The sequence below is a fragment of the Sporolactobacillus terrae genome (genome assembly GCF_019930545.1).
Taxonomy (GTDB): Bacteria; Bacillota; Bacilli; order Bacillales; family Sporolactobacillaceae; genus Sporolactobacillus; species Sporolactobacillus terrae.
Window position 1 is genome coordinate 2,206,402 of the sequence record NZ_CP082837.1, and the last position, 24,297, is coordinate 2,230,698.

Annotated in this window: 26 protein-coding genes; 12 read left to right on the plus strand and 14 right to left on the minus strand. The window is 48.3% G+C overall.

Annotated elements, in window-relative coordinates:
- Positions 1-195: 195 nt before the first annotated feature.
- Positions 196-1,569, minus strand: a complete 1,374-nt coding sequence (gene rlmD / locus K7399_RS10520; protein WP_128167032.1) for a 23S rRNA (uracil(1939)-C(5))-methyltransferase RlmD — start codon at positions 1,567-1,569, stop codon at positions 196-198.
- Positions 1,570-2,079: 510 nt separating this feature from the next.
- Between rlmD and K7399_RS10525 the strand changes: the two genes are divergently transcribed.
- Complete coding sequence (locus K7399_RS10525; protein ID WP_128167034.1) at positions 2,080-3,288, plus strand: MFS transporter; 1,209 nt, start codon at positions 2,080-2,082, stop codon at positions 3,286-3,288.
- 56 nt (positions 3,289-3,344) lie between these two features.
- On the opposite strand, the gene K7399_RS10530 is transcribed toward K7399_RS10525, so the two are convergent.
- The 10 genes from K7399_RS10530 to K7399_RS10575 all read right to left on the minus strand — a co-directional run bounded on the left by K7399_RS10530 (position 3,345) and on the right by K7399_RS10575 (position 15,454).
- Positions 3,345-4,283, minus strand: coding sequence for a diacylglycerol kinase (locus K7399_RS10530; protein ID WP_010023859.1), 939 nt, complete (start codon positions 4,281-4,283; stop codon positions 3,345-3,347).
- A 430-nt stretch (positions 4,284-4,713) separates the two neighbouring features.
- Positions 4,714-6,150 carry an Asp-tRNA(Asn)/Glu-tRNA(Gln) amidotransferase subunit GatB gene (gene gatB / locus K7399_RS10535; RefSeq protein WP_028983584.1) on the minus strand — a complete coding sequence of 479 codons (1,437 nt, stop codon included), beginning with the start codon at positions 6,148-6,150 and terminating at the stop codon, positions 4,714-4,716.
- A complete protein-coding gene (gene gatA, locus K7399_RS10540) occupies positions 6,147-7,604 on the minus strand; it encodes an Asp-tRNA(Asn)/Glu-tRNA(Gln) amidotransferase subunit GatA (protein WP_128167036.1) in 1,458 nt (485 codons plus the stop codon). Before gatA ends, gatB begins: the two co-directional genes overlap by 4 nt.
- Before the next feature lie 24 nt (positions 7,605-7,628).
- Positions 7,629-7,925 (minus strand): Asp-tRNA(Asn)/Glu-tRNA(Gln) amidotransferase subunit GatC, encoded by a 297-nt coding sequence (gene gatC, locus K7399_RS10545; RefSeq protein ID WP_010023855.1) that lies wholly within the window; start codon positions 7,923-7,925, stop codon positions 7,629-7,631.
- A 135-nt stretch (positions 7,926-8,060) separates the two neighbouring features.
- A complete protein-coding gene (locus K7399_RS10550; RefSeq protein WP_128167038.1) occupies positions 8,061-8,684 on the minus strand; it encodes a LysE family translocator in 624 nt (207 codons plus the stop codon).
- Positions 8,685-8,693: 9 nt separating this feature from the next.
- Positions 8,694-9,155, minus strand: coding sequence for an Lrp/AsnC family transcriptional regulator (locus K7399_RS10555; RefSeq protein WP_128167040.1), 462 nt, complete (start codon positions 9,153-9,155; stop codon positions 8,694-8,696).
- A gap of 153 nt (positions 9,156-9,308) precedes the next feature.
- Positions 9,309-10,547: a CamS family sex pheromone protein gene (locus K7399_RS10560; RefSeq protein ID WP_128167042.1), complete on the minus strand. Its 1,239-nt coding sequence runs from the start codon at positions 10,545-10,547 to the stop codon at positions 9,309-9,311.
- 15 nt (positions 10,548-10,562) lie between these two features.
- The gene (ligA, locus tag K7399_RS10565) at positions 10,563-12,566 is read right to left on the minus strand and encodes an NAD-dependent DNA ligase LigA (protein WP_128167044.1); all 2,004 of its coding nucleotides are present in this window, start codon (positions 12,564-12,566) and stop codon (positions 10,563-10,565) included.
- Between the two features lie 221 nt (positions 12,567-12,787).
- Positions 12,788-15,016: a DNA helicase PcrA gene (pcrA, locus tag K7399_RS10570; protein ID WP_010025126.1), complete on the minus strand. Its 2,229-nt coding sequence runs from the start codon at positions 15,014-15,016 to the stop codon at positions 12,788-12,790.
- Between the two features lie 141 nt (positions 15,017-15,157).
- A complete protein-coding gene (locus K7399_RS10575) occupies positions 15,158-15,454 on the minus strand; it encodes a YerC/YecD family TrpR-related protein (protein ID WP_010025127.1) in 297 nt (98 codons plus the stop codon).
- Between the two features lie 320 nt (positions 15,455-15,774).
- Here K7399_RS10575 and K7399_RS10580 point away from each other — a divergent pair, with 320 nt between their 5' ends.
- Entirely contained in the window at positions 15,775-16,338 is a 564-nt protein-coding gene (locus tag K7399_RS10580; RefSeq protein ID WP_028976626.1) for an HAD-IA family hydrolase, read from the plus strand.
- Between the two features lie 305 nt (positions 16,339-16,643).
- On the opposite strand, the gene K7399_RS10585 is transcribed toward K7399_RS10580, so the two are convergent.
- Positions 16,644-17,624, minus strand: a complete 981-nt coding sequence (locus K7399_RS10585; protein WP_128167046.1) for an L-lactate dehydrogenase — start codon at positions 17,622-17,624, stop codon at positions 16,644-16,646.
- A 216-nt stretch (positions 17,625-17,840) separates the two neighbouring features.
- Between K7399_RS10585 and K7399_RS10590 the strand changes: the two genes are divergently transcribed.
- The 10 genes from K7399_RS10590 to K7399_RS10635 all read left to right on the plus strand — a co-directional run bounded on the left by K7399_RS10590 (position 17,841) and on the right by K7399_RS10635 (position 22,482).
- Complete coding sequence (locus K7399_RS10590) at positions 17,841-18,209, plus strand: GNAT family N-acetyltransferase (RefSeq protein WP_206612214.1); 369 nt, start codon at positions 17,841-17,843, stop codon at positions 18,207-18,209.
- Complete coding sequence (locus K7399_RS16300) at positions 18,125-18,307, plus strand: GNAT family N-acetyltransferase (RefSeq protein WP_223362300.1); 183 nt, start codon at positions 18,125-18,127, stop codon at positions 18,305-18,307. Before K7399_RS10590 ends, K7399_RS16300 begins: the two co-directional genes overlap by 85 nt.
- Before the next feature lie 12 nt (positions 18,308-18,319).
- Positions 18,320-18,751, plus strand: a complete 432-nt coding sequence (locus tag K7399_RS10600) for a GNAT family N-acetyltransferase (RefSeq protein ID WP_128167048.1) — start codon at positions 18,320-18,322, stop codon at positions 18,749-18,751.
- 25 nt (positions 18,752-18,776) lie between these two features.
- A complete protein-coding gene (locus K7399_RS10605; protein WP_164875500.1) occupies positions 18,777-19,202 on the plus strand; it encodes a GNAT family N-acetyltransferase in 426 nt (141 codons plus the stop codon).
- Positions 19,199-19,726, plus strand: coding sequence for an AAA family ATPase (locus tag K7399_RS10610; RefSeq protein ID WP_037563184.1), 528 nt, complete (start codon positions 19,199-19,201; stop codon positions 19,724-19,726). The genes K7399_RS10605 and K7399_RS10610 overlap by 4 nt, the downstream gene beginning before the upstream one ends.
- 185 nt (positions 19,727-19,911) lie before the next feature.
- Positions 19,912-20,241: a PadR family transcriptional regulator gene (locus tag K7399_RS10615; RefSeq protein WP_028976621.1), complete on the plus strand. Its 330-nt coding sequence runs from the start codon at positions 19,912-19,914 to the stop codon at positions 20,239-20,241.
- Positions 20,238-20,585, plus strand: a complete 348-nt coding sequence (locus tag K7399_RS10620; protein ID WP_028976620.1) for a DUF1048 domain-containing protein — start codon at positions 20,238-20,240, stop codon at positions 20,583-20,585. Before K7399_RS10615 ends, K7399_RS10620 begins: the two co-directional genes overlap by 4 nt.
- A 9-nt stretch (positions 20,586-20,594) precedes the next feature.
- Positions 20,595-20,969, plus strand: a complete 375-nt coding sequence (locus K7399_RS10625) for a DUF1048 domain-containing protein (protein ID WP_028976619.1) — start codon at positions 20,595-20,597, stop codon at positions 20,967-20,969.
- The gene (locus tag K7399_RS10630; protein WP_028976618.1) at positions 20,953-21,711 is read left to right on the plus strand and encodes an ABC transporter ATP-binding protein; all 759 of its coding nucleotides are present in this window, start codon (positions 20,953-20,955) and stop codon (positions 21,709-21,711) included. Before K7399_RS10625 ends, K7399_RS10630 begins: the two co-directional genes overlap by 17 nt.
- The gene (locus tag K7399_RS10635) at positions 21,712-22,482 is read left to right on the plus strand and encodes an ABC transporter permease (RefSeq protein ID WP_028976617.1); all 771 of its coding nucleotides are present in this window, start codon (positions 21,712-21,714) and stop codon (positions 22,480-22,482) included.
- A gap of 292 nt (positions 22,483-22,774) precedes the next feature.
- On the opposite strand, the gene K7399_RS10640 is transcribed toward K7399_RS10635, so the two are convergent.
- Together K7399_RS10640 and K7399_RS10645 are read right to left on the minus strand one after the other, a co-directional pair.
- Positions 22,775-23,668 carry an AraC family transcriptional regulator gene (locus tag K7399_RS10640; protein ID WP_028976616.1) on the minus strand — a complete coding sequence of 298 codons (894 nt, stop codon included), beginning with the start codon at positions 23,666-23,668 and terminating at the stop codon, positions 22,775-22,777.
- Positions 23,669-23,803: 135 nt separating this feature from the next.
- Positions 23,804-24,004 carry a carboxymuconolactone decarboxylase family protein gene (locus tag K7399_RS10645; protein ID WP_037563183.1) on the minus strand — a complete coding sequence of 67 codons (201 nt, stop codon included), beginning with the start codon at positions 24,002-24,004 and terminating at the stop codon, positions 23,804-23,806.
- Positions 24,005-24,297 lie beyond the last annotated feature (293 nt).

The following is a 24,297-nucleotide window of genomic DNA, read 5'->3' on the forward strand; positions in this document are numbered from 1 at the left end:
ATACCTTTACTTTTATTATAATTCATTCAAAAAGAATTATCATACAATAGAGTAGATGTTCAGGTGCTTATAACACTTAAGAAGAAAACAGGCTCCGAAATAATTGTGCCGTTACAATCACAAATTTCCAACCCCTATTAAATTAAGTGCCACTTAAAGACTTTAGCCCAGTCTTAAGACTGGGCAAGTTTTCTACTATTTTAAAATGAGTTGCACCACCAACTCCACATGCATCGTCTGCGGAAACATATCCACAGGCTGCACTTTTTTGATCTCGAATCCACCTGCTGTCAGCAGTTTCAGATCGCGTGCGAGCGTTGCCGGGTTGCAGGAGACATAGACGATCCGCTGCGGCTGCATGGCGATCATTGTGTCGATCAGTGAGGCGTCACAGCCTTTGCGTGGCGGATCAACGACAATGACATCCGGTTCAATGCCTTGGTCGCGCCATTTGGGGATGACGTCTTCTGATTTTCCCGCCTCAAAGGTGGCGTTGGTAATCTTGTTGAGTTCAGCATTTTTCCGCGCGTCCTCGATCGCTTCGGGAACGATTTCGACGCCATAGACGTGTTTGGCCTGTTTGGCAAGGAACAGGGAAATCGTGCCAATACCACAATAGGCATCGATTACCGTTTCTTTTCCGGTCAGTCCGGCATATTCCAAGGCTTTCCCGTAAAGGACGTCGGTCTGAGTAGGGTTAACCTGGAAAAATGATCGCGCCGAAATGGCAAAAGTGACGTCGCCAATTTGGTCGTAGATCGTGTCACGGCCCCAGAGTGTTTTCGTTTCGTTGCCGAAAATCGCGTTGGTGCGCTTTGTATTGATATTTTGGGCAATCGACTTGATCTGCGGATAGCGCTCAGTGAGTACCTTAATCAGCGTTTTGCGGTGCGGGAGTTCTTCACCGCGCGTGACAAAGACGACCATCACTTCGCCGGTTTTCTTGCCAACGCGTGCCATGACATGGCGCAGCACGCCGCGATGCTTGGCTTCGTCGTAGGGCATGATGTGATGTTCTTCAGCGATCTTGCGTGCAGATTGTACGATTTCATCGATCAGTGGATCGGTGATCATGCAGTGATCCATGGTGACGATCTCGTGGCTGCGCTTTTTGTAAAAACCGAAGGCGAATTTGCCGTTTTGTATGGCGACCGGTACTTGAATTTTGTTGCGGTAATTCCACGGTTCGTCCATGCCAAGCGTTGGTTCAACTGGGATAGCGGATAGTCCGCCAATCCGTTCCAAAGCGCTCTGAACGATTTCCCGTTTGTAGGCAAGCTGACCCGCGGCGCTGATATGTTGAATGGAGCAGCCGCCGCATTGCGGATAGTATGGGCATGGTGCTTCTGCGCGGCGATCACTTGTCTCAATCCGTTCGATCAAGCGACCGTAACCGTAACCTTTTTTCGTTTTGATGACTTGAATTTTTGCTTTTTCGCCAGGCAGTCCACCGGGAATAAATAGTGTATAACCGTCGACCTTGGCCACGGCGGAACCGTCTTGAGTCAGGTCGTTGAAGGTGACTTCAAGCTGTTGATTTTTTTGTACAGGTATATTGAATGCTGCCATTGCTTCGAGCTCCTAATTGTTTCAATCTATTTTACACGTCTGTTGTTTCAGATGTTGAAGTTTGAATTGGGCTGCTTTGCTGCCTACGTTTACTTAGTGCCCTTTCCCCTTATTCTAAGATAGCGGGAAAAAGGCGAGAAAACAAGCGGATCCTCCCTTTTCTCGTCACTTACCTTCGTCTCCAATTGACAGCATTCCGCCCGTGATGTTACCCTTTTATTATATTTATCAAAGGAGGCTTGCTGCTCATGGGATTTTTCATCCGTATTTGGTAAGATCGGCAATAAAAAAGAAGCGCTTTTTCCACAATTGTGGGCTTTTTTATGCTGCTTGCCTTATGGATGATCAACCTGAGCACATCGAATATCGACGCAAATCCTGTGCCTTCTTTGCTGTGCTTCCGTTTGTATCTCCATGCAAAGCTTTTGCCCGCGTTGTGGACGTAAGCTCTGCATTTTTTATTGCCCTTTCGACCAAACGACAATAAAAAAATGCATGGGGGATTTAAGAATGGCACAGAAACTTCTTTGGAGACGCAAATTTTTTACATTGCTTGGCGGTCAGGCGGTTTCATTGATTACCAGCAGTATTTTACAGATGGCGATCATCTTTTATCTTACGGAACGAACCGGATCAGCAATGGTTTTATCGTTGGCAGCGCTCGTCGGCTTTTTGCCGCAGGCATTATTCGGTCCGATGATTGGTGTACTGGTTGATCGGATGAGCCGGAAAGCGGTGATGATCGGCGCTGATTTAATGGTTGCGCTGGCAGGCGGCATGCTCGCTGTCGTTGCGCTTTTTATCGAACTGCCGATCTGGATCATTATGGTGATCCTCTTTATCCGCAGCATTGGTACTGCCTTTCACGGACCGGCATTCAATGCAACGACACCGCTCATCGTGCCGGAAGACCGGCTGACCAAGTGTTCCGGATACAGTCAGATGATCCAGTCGATTGGTTTTATCATCAGTCCTGCTGCTGCAGCGTTCTTATACGCGATCTGGGATCTGAAGGAGATCATTTTGCTTGATATCGGCGGCGCACTCGTTGCCAGCGCAACGGTTGCCGCGCTGGCGATTCCAAGTCCTGAGCCGTACAGCAAAGCCGGGCGCCAACATTTTATGCAGGAGATTAGGGAAGGCTATGATGCCATCCGTGAAAACAAGGGCTTGTTTGCGCTGCTTTGGATCGGCACCTTGTACATGTTCGTTTATTCGCCAATCAGCGCGCTCTATCCTTTAATGAGCATGCAGTATTTCGGCGGTACAGCGGCCCATGCGTCGGCGGCTGAAGTGGCTTTCGCTGTCGGCATGCTTGGCGGAGGCATCCTGCTAAGTGCTTGGGGCGGTTTTAAAAAGCGTACCATAACGCTGTGCGCATCGATCCTGCTCATGGGGATCAGTATTGCTGCATCCGGCTTGCTTCCGAGCAGCACTTTTCCGATTTTTCTCGTTTGCTGCGCATTCATGGGCTTGTCCGCTCCCTTTTATGGCGTACAAACGGCTCTTTTTCAAGAAAAAATTAAAGCGGAATATCTAGGCCGTGTCTTTTCGCTATTTGGCAGTTTGGCTTCACTTGCCATGCCGGTCGGCTTGCTTTTTTCCGGGTTGTTTGCGGAACAGCTCGGCGTCCATCGCTGGTTTTTCATTTCTGGCCTGGCCGTCATTGGCATTGCCGTAATGGCCTTCCGGCTGCCGTCTATTCATCAATTAAATTAATTGCTAGAAAGTGCCATGAACCTTTTCGAAGTTCATGGCACTTTTTTATTTAATCATCACTGCAGTTGCTTAACGGCTTGCTGCACGTCCAGTTCATGGGCTTCTTTGGCCTCTTTGGGAACGATCAGATGAAGATGGTGGTAGAGATTGACAATTTCACCGGGCAGGTCGCCGCCATATTCTCCATCAATATTGAGCTGCATTTTTTCTTCCGATTCAACTTTAATACGGCTTGCTTGTGCGTAGATCACTTTTGGATCCTTCATGTGCTCGCCGCGTGTTGCCATCGATGCAAGGCGAATGAATTCAGCGAGATTGGACGCCTTGAGTATAATCAAATCAAACAGACCGTCATTCATTTTCGCTTCCGGTGCCAGTTTCTCAAATCCGCCGACCGAGTTGCTGTTTGAAACAAGAAACAACATAATGTCGCCTTCAAAGCTGCGGTCGTCATAGTCGATTCTGACTTTGATCGGGCGGATCGATGGCAGCATTTCAATCCCCTTGATGAAATAAGCCATTTGCCCGAGCATGGTTTTCAGTTTGCTCGGAACGTCGTAGGTCAGCTCGGTCAGCTTGCCGCCGCCGGCAATATTGACAAAATAACGGTCATTGACTTTGCCGATGTCGATCGGCATTTCATGACCCTCGCAGAGTACATCGCAGGCCTTAACGATGTCTCGAGGAATTCCGATCGCCCGGGCGAAGTCATTCGTTGTGCCCAAAGGTAAGATGCCGAGTTTCGGTCGATAATTCTGTTCGGCAAGTCCATTGATTACTTCGTTTATTGTACCGTCTCCGCCCGCCGCAACAACAAGATCAAATTTGCGGTCAACCGCTTTACGTGCGCCGGCCGTAGCATCGCCCTCATGTTTGGTGGCGTAAGCGGATGCTTCATAACCCACATCTTCTAGCCGATCCAAAATGTAGGCAATGTTCTTTTTCGCCAGTTCCCGGCCTGACGTCGGGTTATAAATGATTCTAGCCCTCTTCATGTTTATCACCCAATCAATTTCTGTGAAGATTTGTCAACGCTCAAGCTCAAAAAATTTACTGTACCGTGCAACTCTGAGGCGATCCATTTTCTTGAATGATCGCTGCCCCATTGGCGGGTTCATCCATGCGCATCAATTTTTGACGTTTAAAACGGGCGATGCCAGTCCGTTCCCATCGCCCATCCTTTCTCAACTAATTATATTGTAAACGTTTCTTAAAATCAAAATTTCAACGATGTAAAACATTTGGATTAAAACAGTTGGATTTTGTTGCACGGTTTTCGAGCGTAGCGTGGGATCCGTAAGTCGATGGCCGCTCAGTACATCCGGTCTTTACGCGCATCGTCCGATCAGCGGCATGAACCAGCTGTACCGTAGGAAGCAAAAAAGGACCCCCTGTTAAAGGGATCCCGTTTTCATTCCATAAAACTTATAGTTTGTTAATTTCTTCGAGAATGATCTTGTTGACCATTTTTGGATTGGCCTTTCCGCGTGACTGCTTCATCACTTGGCCGACAAGGAAGCCAAGTGCACGGTCTTTGCCGTTCTTGTAGTCAATCATTGACTGTTTATTGGCTTCGAGAATCGGCAAGATCAATTCGTTCAGTGCGCCTGCGTCGGAAATCTGAATCAAGCCCTTGGCTTTAACGATTTCTTCAGGGTCGCCGCCTTTTTCAATCAAATCCTTGAAGACTTTCTTAGCGATCTTGCTGGAAATTGTACCTTTTTCGATCAGTTTAACCAGCTTCGCCAATCCTTCGGCGGTCATCGGTACCTGATCGATTGTCTTGTAGTTGCTGTTCAGGTAGGCAGAGACTTCGCCCATCAGCCAGTTGGATACGAGCTTTGCGTCAGCTCCCTGAGCAACGGCCTCCTGGAAGAAATCGGACATGGTCTTGGTTTGTGTCAGAACCATGGCATCATATTCCGGCAGACCGAGTTCGTCCACATAGCGCTTTTGACGCGAGTCCGGCAGTTCCGGAATTTCAGCTTTAATGCGGTCGATCCATTCCTGATCGATCTTCAGCTTAATAATGTCCGGTTCCGGGAAGTAGCGATAGTCATCGGAGCCTTCCTTGCCGCGCATGACGGTCGTCGTCTTGGTTGCGTCATTATAACGGCGCGTTTCCTGAACCACTTCCCCGCCGGAGAGCAGGACGCGTTCCTGGCGCTTTTCTTCATAGGCCAAACCTTTTTCAACAAAGGCAAAAGAGTTGAGGTTCTTCAGCTCGGTCTTTGTGCCGAAGCCCGTCTGACCAAACGGACGAATCGAGATGTTGGCGTCGCAACGCAGCGAGCCTTCTTCCATCTTCACATCGGATACGTCAATGTACTGCATAATCGCTTTCAGCTTTTCAAGGTATGCATAAGCTTCCTGTGGATTGCGCATATCTGCTTCAGAAACGATTTCGATCAGCGGTGTGCCGACACGGTTGAAGTCGACAAGAGAACCGGAACCGTCTTCCAAGTGACTAAGCTTGCCGGCGTCTTCTTCAAGATGCAGACGATGCACGCCGATCTTCTTCTTCTTGCCGTCGACCTCGATTTCAATATAACCGTTGCGACCGATCGGCTGATCAAACTGTGAAATCTGATAGGCTTTCGGATTATCCGGGTAGAAGTAGTTCTTGCGGTCAAATTTCGTCTCGCGTGAAATGTCGCAGTTGAGTGCAAGTGCTGCTTTGATCGCATAGTCGACTGCTTCATGGTTCAGAATCGGCAGTACGCCCGGGTGTCCGAGACAGATCGGGCAGGTATTCGTATTCGGTTCTGCACCAAATTGGTTGGCGCAGCCGCAGAAGGCTTTCGTTTTCGTTTTCAATTCAACATGGACTTCGAGTCCGATAACTGTTTCAAAATTGCTCATTTGTTCATCGCCCCTTTGGCAGGCGTTAGTGTAAATCCGGTGGATTGCTCATACGCGTGTGCGGCGCGGTACAAGGTCTCTTCGCCGAATGGACGGCCGATCATCTGTAAACCGACCGGAAGACCGTCCGCAAGACCACACGGTAAACTGATTGCCGGCACGCCGGCGAGGTTCACCGGAATCGTCAGCAGGTCGTTTGCATACATCGTTAACGGATCATCGATGTTTTCGCCGATTTTAAAAGCAGTGGTCGGTGTCGTTGGTCCAACAATGAGGTCGTGATCCGCAAACACTTTTTCAAAGTCTTGTTTGATCAGCGTACGGACTTGCTGCGCTTTTTTATAGTAGGCATCATAATAGCCGGAGCTTAACGCAAAGGTTCCCAGCATGATGCGGCGTTTCACTTCGTCACCGAAGCCTTCGCTTCTGGATTTCTTATACATTTCAATCAAGTCGTCCGTTTCCGCACGAACTCCGTAACGGACGCCGTCGAAGCGTGCCAAGTTCGCCGATGCTTCTGAGGAAGCAATGATGTAGTAAGCAGGAACGGCGTACTTCGAATGCGGAAGCGAGACTTCATCAATGACAGCGCCCAAGGATTCAAGCTGCTTGATGGCAGCACGGATTTGTCCTTTTACCGATTCATCGATACCTTCGCCAAGGTATTCTTTCGGAACGGCGACACGCAGTCCTTTGATATCGCCGGTGAGTGCAGCCGCATAGTTCGGTACCGCGACATCGGCGCTTGTGGAGTCGTGTCGGTCAAGACCGGCGATCGCTTGAAGCAGATAGGCATTGTCTTCTACCGTACGGGTAATTGGTCCTGCCTGATCCAGCGACGAGGCGAACGCAACGAGTCCGTAACGCGACACACGTCCATAGGTTGGTTTCATGCCGACAACGCCGCAGAATGCAGATGGTTGACGTATTGAACCGCCGGTATCGGTACCAAGTGCGAACAAGACTTCTCCGGCAGCAACAGCTGCAGCAGAACCGCCACTGGAGCCTCCCGGAACGCGGTCCAAGTCCCAAGGATTCTTCGCTTTCTTGAAGAATGAGGTTTCGGTTGAGGAGCCCATGGCGAATTCATCCATGTTCAGCTTCCCGATTGTGATCGCTTTTTGTGCATTGACCTTCTCAACGACCGTCGCGTCATAGAGGGGATCATAGTTTTCAAGAATATGGCTGGCACAAGTGGTTCTCAATCCCTTTGTAACCATGTTATCTTTAATTCCAATCGGCATACCGGCAAGAATCGCATCGCCTGCTCCGGTTTCATCCAGCGCCTTGGCTTGTTCTCGGGCTGCCTCTTCATTTAATGTCAGAAATGCTTGCACGTCACCATCGACTTCACCAATGCGCGCGAACGCTTCGTCGACAAGATCGGATGCCTTAATTTCCTTGTTATGTAACTTTTGAGACAAAGACACAAGGCCTTCTTCAAAAAGTGGCATCTCGGTTTTCCTCCTTCTCTTCAATCAATCCGCACTCATAATCTGCGGCACTTTGATTTGTCCGTCTTCTTGTTCCGGCGCATTCTTCAGCGCCTCTTCACGTGGCAGCGACGGTTCGACAACATCCTCGCGCATCACATTATACATGTCGCGTACATGTGTCGTCGGCTCGATGCCGTCCGTATTCAGCTCGTTCAGCTGTTCGGCGAAGCCAATGATGTCGTCCAGCTGTGTGGTGAAGGTTTCAATCTCTTCATCTGTAAAAGAAAGACGTGCTAAATTTGCGACGTATTTCACTTGATCTTTATCAATTCTGCTCATCTTTTTCACCTCCGCCAATCGGCTTCATCTGCCGCCTTCCGGCAAATGTCCACAATAAATTTATCATATCAAATACTATTGACAAGATGCAATAACTGCAAGCGCCAAGGTCACGCTTTTCAGCAAAAAGATGCCTTAAAGCAATTTGTTAAATACGTGGTAAAGCGAAACAATCGCAAATCCAAAAATGACCACGGCCGACAAGTGATCCACCCAAATGAATGCTTTTCTGTCCATCTTTTCCCGAAAAGAACCGATACATACGCTGAGCAGCAGCCACCAAAACGCCGATCCGGAAAAGACGCCAAGTACAATGGAAAAGGCTTGCCATGGATCACCTGAGGTCAGCCCAATACCGGCAAACATGCTAATAAACGACAAAATGGTCATCGGATTGGTCAGTGTCAAAACAAACGTCGACCCGTATGCACCGAACAAGCGATTCGACTTCCCCGGTTTTGCGGCATCTGCCGTACCGGCAGATCGCCACGTTCGGACTGCAAGAAAAACAAGAAAAAGTCCGCCAAACGTTTGCAACCACATTTGTTGGTCCAGAAGGAAATGCGCGATTACCGTCAAGCCAAAGGCTGCTAATGAGCCGAAACAGGCATCGGCCGTTGCAGCACCTATTCCGGACAGCAGACCGACAAGCCGGCCAGCGGTTAAGGTTCGACGAATGCACAGCACGCCGATTGGACCAACCGGTGCGGCGATCGCCAAGCCTAAAAGGAAACCTTTGAAATAAAAGGAGGCATCCATCGGCTCACCTCACGAAAACCGTTCGGAATGGATCGGAAGCTGGGTGGTTTCCTTCAACGAATTCATCACAATGGTCGTACGCGTGCGCAATCCGGGCAGCCGCTTCAATTCAGCGCTAATCAAGCGATCCAAGTCCTTCGTGTTCCTTGCACGAATTTTAACTAAGTAGTCGTAATCGCCGGCAATATGATGGCATTCCTGAACTTCTGGCAATGTATCGATCAGCGCAAGGAAAGCGGCACGCTGGTCCATTTGCTCTAATGTCACAGCAACAAAAGCGGTACATGTATTCCCGACCAGTTCAGGATCAAGTACTGCTTCATAGGCGCGGATCACGCCTTTGTCTTCCAAGCGGCGCACGCGTTCCGCAACGGCCGGCGAAGACATCTCAATTTCGGCGGCCAGATCGGACCATGTGGCTCGTCCATTCTTCATGAGGCTTTGCAACAGTCTCCTATCAAGCTTATCCAACCAAACACCTCCTTGTTTTTCTGTATATATGTCCTTTATCCTTTAATATATTATCCATTTTACATTACTTTCATAATATTGTTAATTTATATTTCAAAAAATAATAAAAAAGCAAAACTGCTAGCCACCGCAATTTTGCTTTTCAGATGAACGTTATTGTTGGTAAATATGCACATAGGGTTCATCCATGTCCTTCGTCCGTTCGACGAGCGCCTCAGCATTCGAGCCGCTTGAGATATAGATGTGGACCGGAACATGCTGTGGGAAAGCCAATCGATTTTTCACAACAGAGGCAACGTAATTCGTAAACCCAATCAGTTCCGTCTTATCAACAAACTTATTAAAATTGATCTCTAAGGTAATATCGGCCAGTTCATCATTTTGATAGAAGCCTTTACCAATGACACCAAGATAATTTGGATAGTACTTTTGTATATCTGTCTTGAATTGATCAAATTTTTGGAGATCGCTTTTATAATCTTTTGTGGCCTGATCCGACGGGAACAAAACATGCTGTTGCTTAATCGTCGTCCATTTATTAATGGAACGTGAGCCTGAGGCAACTTCCGTTGACGCGAAGAAATTGCCGGGTACGAGCGAATCAGGCGCTGAGGTCATGTATAAAGTAACGTAAATCGGTATGTTTTGCAGTTCCTGAATCGGCTGGTTCTCTGAATCTTTAAGGCTGCGGATGCGCTGAACAACTTTCGCTGCCTGCGATTTGCCCCATTCTTTAACCTTTGCCTGATTTAGCTTTTCAGAGATTGGGTAGAGTTTATCCTTGTAGTTGATGCTGTCTGCATACACGGAATTGAGCGACAAAGCGATCGACATACCGGCAATCTTGTAGGCACCGCTGCTGTTTTTCTTCATGTAGTCCTGTTCAAGCACGTAATTCAAATACTTCGGACTGTTTTTTGACTGCTCGACGATATTTTTTCCCTTACCGAGCTTTGGATTTAAACCGTCAACAACCGGCTGCCGTTTACTTGAATCGTTGGTTTTCTTATTGGCGAGGCGCTGTGGTTCATTCATATAGCGATACAGCATGCTATTGATGTCTTTATCGGTGAGGTACTGTCCACTCTGAAAAACATAGTCGCCGGGACCGAAGACATTCTTGGAAAGATCCATCAATCCCGACTCAAGCTGATCCATATCGACACGATTGTCCGGACCGTACTGAATGTAGCCACGTGTCGTATTGCCTGATTTCGGTCGCAGCATCTGGTAGTCCGAATCATTGGTGCTTGGAATCAAACTTGCATTTTCCGTTTTTCCCTCGCTGTTTTTCACCTTGCTGTCTTTACTGGCATTGAACCAACATCCTGAGAGTATCAGCTGCAAAGCGAGCAGAATTGAAACCGCAGCCGCTGCTTTTTTCCATTTCATCGTTTGCGCATCCCCTTATTCCTTGAGCGTTTCTGCAAAGCGCGCTTCATCCCAAACCTCAATCTGAAGTTCTTGGGCTTTTTTCAGTTTGGAACCTGCCGCCTCTCCAGCAACGACCAAATCGGTACTCTTGCTGACACTTCCGGTGACGTTCCCGCCGCGCGCTTCAATCGCTTGTTTGGCTTCCTGACGCGTCATCTGTGTCAGTTTTCCGGTCAAGACAACGGTTTTCCCATTAAACGGTGAATCGGATTGCGCCGCTTCTTCAGGATCTGGGCCAAGATAAGTCATCGTAACGCCAGCGCTTTTCAATTCGCCAATCAGAGCTTGGGCTTCAGGTTGAGCGAAATAAGTCGTGAGAGAGTCGGCCATTTTCGTTCCAATTTCATCCACAGAAAGCAGTGCCTCCGCATCGGCAGCAGCCAAGTGATCGATGTCTTTAAATGACTGCGCCAGAATTCGGGCTGCTTTTGCACCGATATGACGGATGCCAAGTCCAAACAGCAGATGTTCGAGCGAGTTTTCCTTTGAGCGCTCAATGGCCTGCAGTAAATTATCGGTTGATTTCTCGCCCATCCGCTCCATCGAGAGCAAGTCCTCGCGCTTCAGCTGATACAGATCGGCAACGTCCGAGATCAGCTTCTTCTCAAATAACTGACGGATGACCTTCTCGCCAAGGCCGTCGATGTTCATCGCCGCGCGCGAGACAAAGTGAATCAATCCTTCACGAATCAGCGCCGGACATTTCGGATTAATACAGCGGAGCGCAACCTCGCCTTCAAGGTGTACAAGTTTACTGCCGCATTCCGGGCAGTGGGTCGGCATCGCGTAGGGAATTTCCTTGCCCGTCCGCTGCTCGGTCAATACATTGACAACCTCCGGAATGATGTCGCCGGCTTTACGAATGACGACGCGGTCGCCAAGACGCAGATCCTTCTCCTGAATCAAGTCTTCGTTATGCAGGGAGGCTCTTTTGACCGTTGTCCCGGCAACTGCAACCGGCGTCAGCACTGCAGTCGGTGTGACTGCTCCGGTACGGCCGACACTAACTTCGATCGCTTCAAGCGTGGTCACGACTTCTTCAGCAGGAAACTTATAGGCGATCATCCAGCGCGGCGATTTAACCGTGTTCCCCAGCTGCCGCTGCTGTGCCATCGAATCTACTTTTACTACGATGCCATCGATGCCGTAGGGAAGTGCGTCACGCTTTTCCGTATATTCCTTGATATAATCAAAGACTTCCTGCATCGTTTTGCAACGTCTTGATTCTGGATTGACCGGAAGCCCAAGCTCACGAATCGATTCGAGCAGACCGAAATGCGTCGTAATGCTTTCACGATCAAAGCGACCGGAGCTGTATAGGAAAACGGCAAGCCGCCGTTTTGCTGCAATTTTCGGATCAAGCTGCCGAAGCGAGCCGGCAGCAGCATTGCGCGGATTGGCGAACAAGAGCTCTCCATTCCGGCTGCGCTCCTCGTTCAACCGTTCAAACGAGCGTTTCGGCATATACGCTTCGCCGCGCACTTCAATATCAATCGGCTCGGGCAGAACGAGCGGAAGCGAACGCACGGTTTTTAAGTTATTCGTAATATCTTCGCCGACCGTTCCGTTCCCGCGCGTTGCGCCAAGGACAAAAACGCCTTTTTCATAAGTCAGCGAAATCGCAAGTCCGTCAATTTTCAACTCACAGACGTAGTCGATATCATCGCCAACGGCTTGACGTACGCGGCGATCAAAATCGAGCAGTTCCTCTTCGCTGAATACATCGCCAAGACTGAGCATTGGAACATCATGGGTCACTTTTCTGAACGCCTTAAGCGGCTCACCGCCGACACGTTGCGTTGGCGAATCCGGTGTGATCCATTCCGGGTGCGCTTTTTCCAGCGCAATCAGCTCGTTCATCAGCCGATCATACTCACTGTCCGGCACGCTCGGATTATCTTCGACGTAGTACTCATAACTGTATTGATTTAATTGTCGATGCAGGTCAAGGACATGCTGCGGCAATGATTCTTCCATAGTAGGTTTCTCCTTTACACCAATGGTTCAAATGCTGCAGGGTAGACACTGAAGGAGCAAGCCATCCGTTGTTCGCGTCGCACCTTGGATCAGTGATGCTCAAGACCGACTGGACGCGCTTACGGCCGAATTAAATGCGGCAACAACGGCATGCTCCGTAAGGTCACACGCCGTTACATCGGTTGCCATCGTAAAAAACGTGCGCCTTCACTAGTATTGCCTCATTCAACTTTCTCAATCGGAGCAAATGCGCCGAGCAAGCGCTTCAAGCCGACCGGACTCGGAAAAACAATGTCCAGCTCAACACTGTCGCCGCTGCCGCGTGTCGCGACAATTGTTCCCTGCCCCCATTTATTATGCGACACCTTGTCACCGGCGCTCCATTCTTGCGTCTGCGCTTTTTTCTGCAGGATCGGCCGTGGTTTGGCTGTCGGAGCAGCGAAGCGACGCCCGCCGCCGAACGGTGATGCGGCTTTCGATGCGAACCCGCCGGAAATGTGCTCCTCTTCCGACTCCGCTTGTTCAATAAGTTCTGCTGGAATTTCTTTAATAAAGCGCGAAGCAGGATTCGCAATCGTTTTTCCGTAAAGCATGCGCACCTGGGCATTGGTGAGGAACAGCTGCTGCTTGGCTCGAGTGATGCCGACATAAGCGAGCCGGCGCTCCTCTTCCATTTCTTCCTCATCATCGAGCGCACGCAGATGCGGGAAAATACCTTCTTCCATACCGGCAAGGAAAACAACCGGGAATTCGAGTCCTTTTGCAGAGTGCAGCGTCATCAACGTGACTGCGTCCTGTGGTGCCTGATCCTCCTGTTCCTCAATATCGGCGTCAAGCGCCAGTTCGGTCAGGAAATTGATCAACGATTTATCGTCATGATTACTCTCGAATTCCTTGGTCACCGACAGTAATTCGTCCAAGTTCTCCAGACGGCTCTGCGCTTCAATGGTTCGTTCAGCTTTCAGCGCATCACGGTATCCGGACTTGTCTAAGACTTCATCAACCAATTCGGTAACGGAAAGAAATTCCTGCATCTTCGACCAATTGAGCATCATATCGGCGAATTCTTTCATCTTCTTGGCTGTGCGCGCAGCAATGCTCGTCTGATCAACCTCACCGATCGCCTGCATCAGCGTCAGATCGTTTGCGATTGCGTAGTCGGCCAACTTATCCATTGAAGAGGCACCAATGCCGCGTTTCGGTTCATTGATCACGCGCGCCAAACTGATTTCATCATTTGGATTGGCAATCAAACGCAGATAGGCGAGCATGTCTTTAATTTCCTTGCGCTCGTAGAATTTGATACTTCCAACCATTCGATACGGAATATTTGATTTGACAAGCGTCTCTTCAATCACACGCGACTGAGCATTGGTTCGGTACAATATCGCCAGATCGGAATAGGTGAATCCATCCTGAAACAATTCACGCATCTTGCCGGCAATATAGTAACCTTCTTCCCGTTCCGTCGGTGCCCGGTAATAATTGATTTGCTGACCATCGTCATTTTCGGTCCAAAGATTCTTCGGCTTGCGGTCATGGTTGTTCTCAATCACATGATTGGCTGCATCAAGAATCTTTTTCGTTGAACGATAGTTCTGTTCCAGCATGATCACTTGAGCGTTCGGATAATCTTGCTCGAAAGAAAGGATGTTGTGAATATCCGCACCGCGCCATCCATAGATCGACTGGTCGGAGTCACCAACGACGCAGAGGTTTTTAAAGCGGTCGGCAAGCATACGCACGAGCAGATACTGCGCACGGTTGGTATCCTGATATTCATCAACGTGAATATATTGGAACTTTTTCTGATAGTATTCGAGCACTTCGGGTACCCGCTGGAACAGATGCACGGTCGTCATGATCAAGTCGTCAAAATCAAGCGATTGATTTTGCAGCAACCGTTTCTCATAATCCTGATAGACGTCGCGGACGACTTCCTGGTGCGGTCCATAGACAGTTTTTGCGAAATCCGCTGCCGTTTTCAGTTCATTTTTGGCCGCACTGATACTGCCGAGGATACTGCGCGGTGTAAATTTTTTCGGATCAAAATTCCGTTCTTTGAGGATTTGCTTGACTACCGACTGCTGATCGGTACTGTCTAAGATTGTAAAATTGCGGCTGATCCCCATGCGGTCGATGTCTCGACGAAGAATGCGCACACACATCGAGTGAAACGTGGATACCCATGTATCTTCCACAAGCGGTCCGGCAAGTTTTGCGAGCCGTTCCTTCATTTCCTTCGCCGCTTTATTGGTAAACGTAATCGCCAAAACATTCCAGGGTGCTACGTCGCGCTCGATCATTAAATAAGCCATACGATGCGTCAATACACGTGTCTTGCCGCTTCCGGCGCCCGCCATAATCAGCAGAGGCCCCTCATGGTGCTTCACCGCTTTTAATTGTTCCGGATTCAAGCCTTCCAGTAGTTCCTGTGAAAGTCGTTCCATTTAGCTCACTTCCTAAAAATAAAATGCGCTCACTGTCCAAAGAAAAAAAGGGCTGAAAAAGCAAAACCGGCGCATTCTGATTGCCTAAAGTCCCCCAGAACATCGCCGTCCATGCCTTTTTTCAAATAAAAGCAAAAGTGCTTAGTTGTTTTCCGATAAACGATCAAGGATCATTTTGTACCCTTCTGTACCGAAGTTGATGCACCGTTTCACTCGAGAAATCGTCGCTGTGCTAGCACCGGTTTCTTCCTCGATTTGATGATAGGTTTGACCGACCATCAGCATTCTTGCCACCTCTAGACGCTGCGAGAGCGATTGAATTTCGCCCATCGTGCATAAGTCATCGAAAAAACGATAGCACTCCTCACGGTCTTTCAAGGTAAGGATGGCATCGAAGAGCTGATCAAGGGCTTTTCCTCTTAATTTATCAATTTGCAACCTTGTCCATTCCTTTCTCGTCGGTTAAATCTGTCACTTCATCACTTTGCTGCAGACATTATGTCCGATGCCGATCGACAGGTATGCAACCGTTGAGCCGGCAACTTTTTTTCTATTTGGTCAATCCTGCGATTCGATCTTTTAAACTTGCAGATAAGATTCCTTTTATCATCTTACATCAATTAAGCTTGGTGATAAAGCCAGATCATCAAAATGATTTCATTCTTCACCGTGTGAAAATTTTCCTGGGCGACTTATTGTGTTTTCATTATGGCTCATTTACAGTAAAAGGGAACGCTAGCTGAAGGACGTGGCAAACGATGAAGATACTCTGGGATTTCGATGGAACAATTTTTGATACCTATCCGGTGTACACGAGACTACTCAAACAAGTACTCCCCCCATCAGTAAAAGAAAAGGATATATTTCGTCAGTTAAAGATTTCGGAAAGCACTGCGCTTGCAGCTTTTCAAGTGAATCAGGAACAGGCTCATCGCTACCATCAGCTGGTTCTCTCTTGCTCCTCGGATGCGTTCGAGCCGTTTCCATTTGTTGAACGGGTCCTGGCATCCGCCGATCAAAACGTGATCATGACGCATAAAAGCCGAGCTTCGTTGATGCAAATTTTAAAGCATCATGGGCTGGACAAGTATTTCAGCGCATACGTAACCCGAGACGACGGATTCCCGCGTAAACCGGATCCAGCATCCTATATTTATCTGGATGAGCACCATGGCTTTGATTTGGCGGTTGGCGACCGGACACTTGACATCATCCCGGCGAAAAAATTAGGCAAGAAAACATGTCTGTTTCAAAATGATGCACCGGGCGCGGACTTCTACCTCGACCGTTATGATCAGTTTTTTGATCGGGTTAAGCTATGATACGGACGTAAAAACTCACCGTCTGCTTCATGCTGGCGGCGAGTTTTCATTTGCGACTATTCAGCGTAACGGCATATCGATCCGTTTGCTAATTTTATCGACCACTTTTCGGGTTTTATCAACCGGTTTTGTGTTTTTATCGACCAGTTTGTGATTTTTATCGACCACTTTGCAAGTTTTATCAACCAGTTTACGATTTTTATCAACCACTTTACAAGTTTTATCAACCAGTTAGCGCGTTCAGCTAAATAAAAAAGCCTCCCGATGGAGACGCTATGGTCTCAAACGGAGGCTTGATGTATCGATCAGTTCGCGGTGGTTTCTTCATGTTCTTCAAGTGTTTTTTTAATATAGCCTTTGATCAGTTCAGCCGATGCGTTGAATCCTTCTTGTTCTTGTTCGCTGAGGCGGTACTTGATGATCCGTTCGACACCGTTGCGGCCGAGAATGATCGGAACACCGATGGCCAGATCGTTGTGGCCGTATTCGCCATTCTGAATGACCGAAGCGGCCGTCACGACACGCGCATCGTTCAAAATCGACTTCGCAAAAAATGCCAGCGCGTTGCCAATTCCGAATTGCGTGTTCCCTTTGCGCTTATGGATTTCCCAACCAAAATGGCGTGCTGCATCTTCCACCAGATCGCGATCAATTGGGCCAAATTCATCGATATTGTCTTCTTCAAACTGATCAAGCGATTGTCCACCAACCGTGGCTTGCGACCACGCTGCGATCTGCGAGTCACCATGTTCGCCAATCATGAAGGCGTTGATGCTGCGCGGATCAACATCACCGATCACTTGCGAAAGCTGACGGCGTAAGCGCATACTGTCCAGCGCCGTTCCCGTTCCGATCACATGATTCTTCGGCAGTCCGGACAGTTTATAAAACAAGTAAGTAATGATATCGCAAGGGTTGGTCGCAATCACATACGTACCTTTGAACCCTGCTTTGCGCAGTTTCGGGACGATATCATAGGCAATCGCCGCGGTGCCTTTCAACAACTCCAAACGTGATTGGGTTGGAATCTGCGATCGTTCGGTTACCGCAACAAGAAGCACGTCACATGCCGCCAGTCCTTCCAGCGGCGCCTCAAGCACACGCGTCCGCGATGGTGTCAACTCAATACTGTCTGCAAAATCCCAAGCCTCGCCTTTCGCACGTTCGGTATCAATATCGGAAATGTACAACTCATCCGCAATATTTTCATGAAGCACTGCAGAGGCCGCCGCCTTTCCAACATTGCCGATGCCAACAACTCCCACTCGTCTGACTGTTTTGCTCACTTCAATCCTCTCCTTGTGCCTTCTGATAGATCCTTTTTTTGTGTTTAGTGACGTATATTTTACACCTTATCGATGGGTGTATCAATATTTTTCCGACTATTAGCACTTAAATGATAAATACATAATAAAAACATATTGAATACCAAACACACTCAGCTTAAAATGAGACTAATCGCTTCATACGGCGCGGCTTCCATCATTAAAAAGAAAGAACCCATGATGAACGCTCTTCTATTTCGCAAGCTTAGAAACGAAGACATTGCCGAATTTGTGGAAATGAGAAAATTGCAGCTACTCGAAGAAGGTGCACTGCCGACAACTGATCTCACTGAGCCGCTCAGAGACTACTTCCGTCACGCACTTGAGAAGGACCGCTTTGTCTCCTGGATCGCATTGGATGATGGGAAAATTGTGGCGACAAGCGGCATGTCCTTCAGCCGCCGCCCGCCCTACTACAGCAATCCAACGGGATTTGTCGGCACACTATCCTGCATGCACACATGCCATACCGGCGAAAGGGGATCGCCAGCAAATTGCTCGATGCCGTCGTCAAGGAGGCCAAGCAGCGCCATTGTGGAAAAGTAACGATCACCGCATCCGCAATGGGCAAATACCTCTATAAAAGTTACGGATTCAAACCGAAAGACAATGATTTAGATTATGATTTGACGATGAACGATTGAGGAGCATGCGTGATGAAAATTCGCAGAATGAGAAAAGAGGATTACACGGAAATCTATCAACTCTGGACACGCAGCGACGGCATGGGTTTGCGCAGCCTCGATGATTCCGTCCAAGGCATCGAAAAGTTCTTAAAGAGAAACCCGAATACAAATTTTATCGCGGTCGCGCATCAAAAAATTGTCGGCGTCATCCTGTGCGGAAACGACGGCCGCAGAGGCTACATCTATCACACAGCAGTCGACCGCAGCTATCGCCGCCAAGGAATCGGCAAGCAACTGGTAAGCGTAGGCATCGATGCCTTGAAAAAAGAGGGAATTAATAAAGTTGCCCTTGTTGTTTTCTCCACAAATCAAGCAGGAAATGAATTTTGGCAATCGATTGGGTTTGACCAACGCGAAGATCTCATATATAGAAATTTAACCATTAATGAAAAAAATAACTAAAAAATGCTCTGAGGTGATGATCAAAATGATTCGCTCAGCAATCCCATCCGATATACTGGCGCTCAAGGATCTATGTACACAACTTGGCTATGAAGAAACGGAGTCTGAGATTAAACAGCGGCTTCACTACATCCTGAACAATCCAGACAACGGCTTTTTTGTCTATGAAGCTCAATCAGGATGCGTCTGCGGATGGGCGCACATCTTCGGTAAACATTTTCTTGAAGGGGTTTATGCCGAGCTCGGCGGCATCGTCGTTGACCGTGCGCATCGCAGACAAGGAATTGGCAGACAATTGCTCGAAGCATGCGAGCACTGGGCCGTTCAGCACGGCTATACCGAACTGCGCGTCCGTTCAGGAGGAACCCGGGAAAAAGCACATCAATTCTACAGGCAGCTCGGGTACGAAAATACAAAATGGCAAAAGGTCTTCAACAGGAGATTGACATGACACGCGCATTGAAACAGCCGCTTCCCGATCGCATACATATTATTGGTTCGGTGGGCAGCGGGAAAACGACCTTAGCCCGAAGGTTATCGAAGAACTATAATATACCCTATTATGAACTGGACAACGTTGTTTGGAAACGAACGTCGTCCGGCGATCTGCGAAGGAGCGATGAGGAGCGCGATCACTATTTAGAACAAATCGTTCGTTCAAAGCGATGGATCATCGAAGGCGCTCATGCGCATCACTGGGTGAACAAAAGTTTTGAAGCTGCTGACTTAATCATTTTTTTAGATCCCCCCTACTTCGTGAGAATCTATCGGATTACGAAACGCTTTATCCGACAAAAATTAAGAATAGAAGCAGCGCACTATACCCCCTCATTTAAAATTTTCAAGAAGATGTTTGAATGGAATCGCACGTTTGAAAAAGAAAGCAAACCGCAAATTGTGAACCTGCTCAGGCGCGATCCCGCTCATTCCATGATCCTAAACGATGCAGCGGAGATCGAAAAATACTTTAATTAATCATTGTGTTTGCGGATCATACAAATAAAACTTTCCTGCAACTTGATGCTATAAATGCATACTTACATCACGTTAAAACTTATCATCAAAGCAATTGCTCTTGACAAACCACCTACTAAGTGTAACTATATAGTGGTAGTCTGTAACACTGCATACCAGTCATACGAATTAGTAAAGAAGGGATTATGCTGGAAAACCTAACAGAAATGCTGAAAGGCGTACTCGAAGGCTGTGTCCTTGAAATGATCAGCCGCGGAGAAACCTACGGCTATGAAATCACGCGAACGTTGAATGCTCTTGGTTTCAGTGACGTGGTGGAAGGCACTGTCTACACCATTTTAGTGCGGCTTGAGAAAAAGAAACTCGTGGACATGGAGAAAAAGCCATCCGATATGGGACCACCGCGAAAGTTTTTTACTCTCAACGACGCGGGACGCGAGGAACTGCGGAAGTTCTGGGAAAAATGGGCTTTCCTGTCATCAAAAATGAATGAGTTAAAGGAGAGAAAAGAATGAATTTCTGGGAAAAAATCACGGGCAGTGACATGACTAAAGAATTGAGAACTTTTGAATCGCGAGCTAAAAAACTGCCGGCCGATTATCAGGTGGCATGGGAAAAAATCAAAGCCAATCTTTGGCCGCACTCAGATTTTACCGGACGCAACCTCATGCCCATTCTTGACGATGTACTTGGCCTGCTCGAAGAAACAGCAGCGGACGGGCAGAGCGTTCAAGAGGTTTTGGGTGACGATATCAAAGGCTTCTGTTCAGCACTTGCCGGCGAAGAAGGGGCAAAGTCTTTTCGCGACAAGTGGCGCAGGCAACTCAACAATACTATTGCAAAAAAATTAGGCAAATAGGAGGATAAAATGAGCATTCGAGATATCATCAAGAGCAAAAAAGAGTGGCGGGCGCACATGGCGCGTGTCAAAGCACTCCCGCAAGATTATCAGATTGTTTATAAAGAGATTCAAAAATATTTCTTTAAAGTCGGCCCAGTTGAGCTAACCAGCGGGATCGGTTTACTCTCAGGCATTGTCGATCTTTTTGAAGAGGGCGCAGCCTTGGGAAAAGGGGTGCTCGAAGTGACGGGTAGTGACGTAGCGGCTTTCTGCGACGCTCTCGTCAAAGATTCAAAAACTTACGCTGACGTCTATCAAGAAGCTGTTGACCAGAAAGTGAACAAGGCCATGAAAAAGGTTTCGGATAAAAAAAGAGGGGATCAAGATGGAAAAAGCAATTGAGGTAAAAGATTTGCGAAAGTCTTTCAAGAGCGCAGCAGTCCTGAAAGGTGTCGATTTTGAAGTAAAGCGAGGTGAGATTTTCGCCCTGCTCGGCTCCAATGGCGCGGGCAAGACAACGATTGTCAAAATACTCGCTACGCTGCTCAAACCAGATGGGGGAACCGCTACCGTTAACGGTTTTGATGTTGCGGCACATTCCGAAAACGTGCGGCAGTCGATCAGCCTGACCGGACAATTCGCCGCTGTGGACGAGATTTTGACCGGGCGAGAAAATCTGATTATGATCGCCAAGCTGCGCCATCTGAAAAATCCGCGTCAGGTAGCCGCTGATTTACTGAAGCGCTTTGGGTTGGTCGATGCCGCCGATCGCAGAGCCTCAACCTACTCAGGCGGTATGCGCCGCAGACTCGACATTGCCATGAGCCTAATTGGGAAACCGCAACTCATCTTTCTCGATGAGCCGACCACCGGACTGGATCCCGAGGCACGCATCGAGGTTTGGAACGTTGTCAAAGAACTTGCGAACAGCGGCACAACGGTATTCCTGACCACGCAATATTTAGAGGAAGCCGAGCAGCTTGCGGATCAGATTGCCATCCTGCATGAGGGAAGGATCATTGTAAGCGGCACGCTCGAGGAATTGAAAAAGCTGTTCCCGCCCGCGAAGGTAGAGTATGTAGAAAAACAGCCAAGCCTAGAGGAACTATTCCTCGCTCTCATCGGCAAGAAGGAGGAAAAGTAAATGGAAACGACAAAGAAACACTTTCTCAGTGACATTGGGGTCATGCTCGGACGTTCCATGCGTCATATTACCCGTAGCATGGACACCATCATCACAGTCTGCATCACTCCGATTGCGATGATGCTGCTGTTCGTCTACGTATTGGGCGGCGCAATTCAAGCCGGCACGGACAATTATGTAAATTATCTGCTGCCCGGCATCCTGCTGATGGCGATTGCGAGCGGCATCGCCTATACAGCTTTCCGCCTGTTCATGGATATGCAGAGCGGCATCTTCGAACGGTTCCACTCCATGCCGATTGCGCGTTCCGCCGTGCTGTGGGGGCATGTGCTGACCTCACTAGTTTCCAACGCGATTTCGGTCATCGTCATCATTCTCGTAGCACTGATTATGGGCTTTCGTTCGTCAGCAGGGATCGTGTCATGGCTTGCCGTGGCCGGTATCCTCGCGCTGGTTACACTGGCCCTGACCTGGATCGCGGTGATTCCTGGATTGACCGCAAAATCGATAGACGGCGCAAGTGCCTTCTCCTATCCGCTTATTTTTCTTCCGTTTATCAGTTCGGCCTTTGTGCCCACCGACTCGATGCCGACGGTTGTTCGCGCTTTTGCCGAAAACCAGCCGGTCACTTCAATAGTGGACGCCATCCGAGCGTTGCTGTCAAATCAGCCCGTCGGCAGCGAGATCTGGATTGCGCTCGCATGGTGCCTGGGTATCCTCATTGTTGCCTACCTGCTTGCAATGCTGGTTTACAAACGCAAAGCATTATGAGCTACGATCAGCAAATTGTTGGGAACACGATGCGCGATTAACGTCTGCAACAAAAATTCATGGATCCAGCTGTTTTGAGAGAAGTAGTAGATGGATAGAATGCAAGAACTACTTAAAGCTTAATAGGCTGATTCTTAGGATGGACGCTGATATTTTTGCTTGAACAATGTAGATTGCCTGTCTCTTTTCCTCACGCATTTTTTTGGTGTGCAGTATCGATGACCATGATACACAAAAAGGAATACCGTCAGCCGTGGTATCCTTTTTTACATGCTTCACTTTTGCATTGATTTTAGTCGTGCTTTTTCACGATTGGGATATAAATGTCGCATACTTTTCCTACGTCAGACATGCAGCGGTCATCGTAGCGTTCAAAGTCGACGCAATCTGGTGCGTACTCGTATCCTGATGTTGGAAACCATTCGCTGAAGATGTAGTTCCACGTTCCTTGAATTGCAGATACAAAGCGTTCGGCATTGCTTGGCGGCGTTGAAAACACAGCATAGGAAGCAGGTGGAATGGTGCATGTGTGGTAGCCATCCGGTACTGCTTCGCCCTCCTTTCGTTCAACACCGATCACATAATCAAAAGCGCCGTCCTGCGGATCTTCAGGAAAGCAGACCCCGTATTCATCGTGTGCTTTGACAAAGTGCTCGGCATGGAGCTTATCCATTCGCCCATCCGTCATATAGGCCTGCCAGAATGCCGGAATGGTTTTACTGTTTTCTCCATCCGATGAGGTTGTTTTAATCGCATAGCCCGCAAGTTTTACAGCAGCAAGCGTCACAAATTTTGGCTCCAAAATAATTCCTCCAGTCAAATAGTTGTTTGTGCGCGGAAGGCTCGGCGGATTCGGGCGACCGCCGCGTGCATGCAACCGGTATGTTGCCGGACTGCAGCCAAAATAACGGCGAAAAGCCTTGCTGAACCCTGAGTGCGTGTCAAATCGGTACTTCAGCGAAATATCGAGAATCCGCTTGCCTGAAGCAAGTTCGCATGCAGCAAAGGCAAGGCGGCGCTGTCGTACGTAAGCCATCACCGTATAACCCACGCCACATTGAAAGGCTCGGCAAAAATGCCACGTGGAAAATCCGGCTTGCGCCGCTAAACGTTCAGGAGTGATGTCGTCTGTAATATGTTCGTCAACATAGTCCAGCGTTTGTTGCAAGATCGCGATCGTGTCCATGAAGCATTCCCTCCAACCGTACGGTAAACCCAGTATATCAACTGCCATGGAAAGATGCTGTTCCAAAATTGCTCAGATGAATGCAAAAAAAGCGACTTGCTCAAAAAAACAAGCAAATCGCCACCGATTATCATCCTAAAGTATTTTCCTTTCTTTAAAGACCTCTTTAGCCACGGCTACAGCATTTAATGCTCGCGGAAAGCCAACGTAGACCGCGCAGTGAATGAAAACTTCAACAATTTCTTTAGCCGTTACCCCTACATTCAGCGCTCCGTTGATATGTACACGCAGCTGATTTTCAGCACCGCCGATTGACGCAAGACAGCTCAGCGTCATGCAAAAGACCTTAGAGCATGGATTTTTCAGGGTACTGCTCTTTTTCCTAGCATATGTTGTACTGATTTTCGTTTGCAGCTTATTATTGGCAGTGAGGCTTTACCACGTACCATTCATTGCCTTGTTCTTTCAATTTGTATCTGAGGCTTTAGTCTACACGTCACTAAGTTTTATGATCATTATTTTGTTTAAGCTGATTTGGGTCCCCTTGCTTTTTATAGGCTCCTACGTTTCAACAGAATATTTGACAGGAGGGCAAATCATTTTACATTCCCGAATGGTACGCGTTTCGG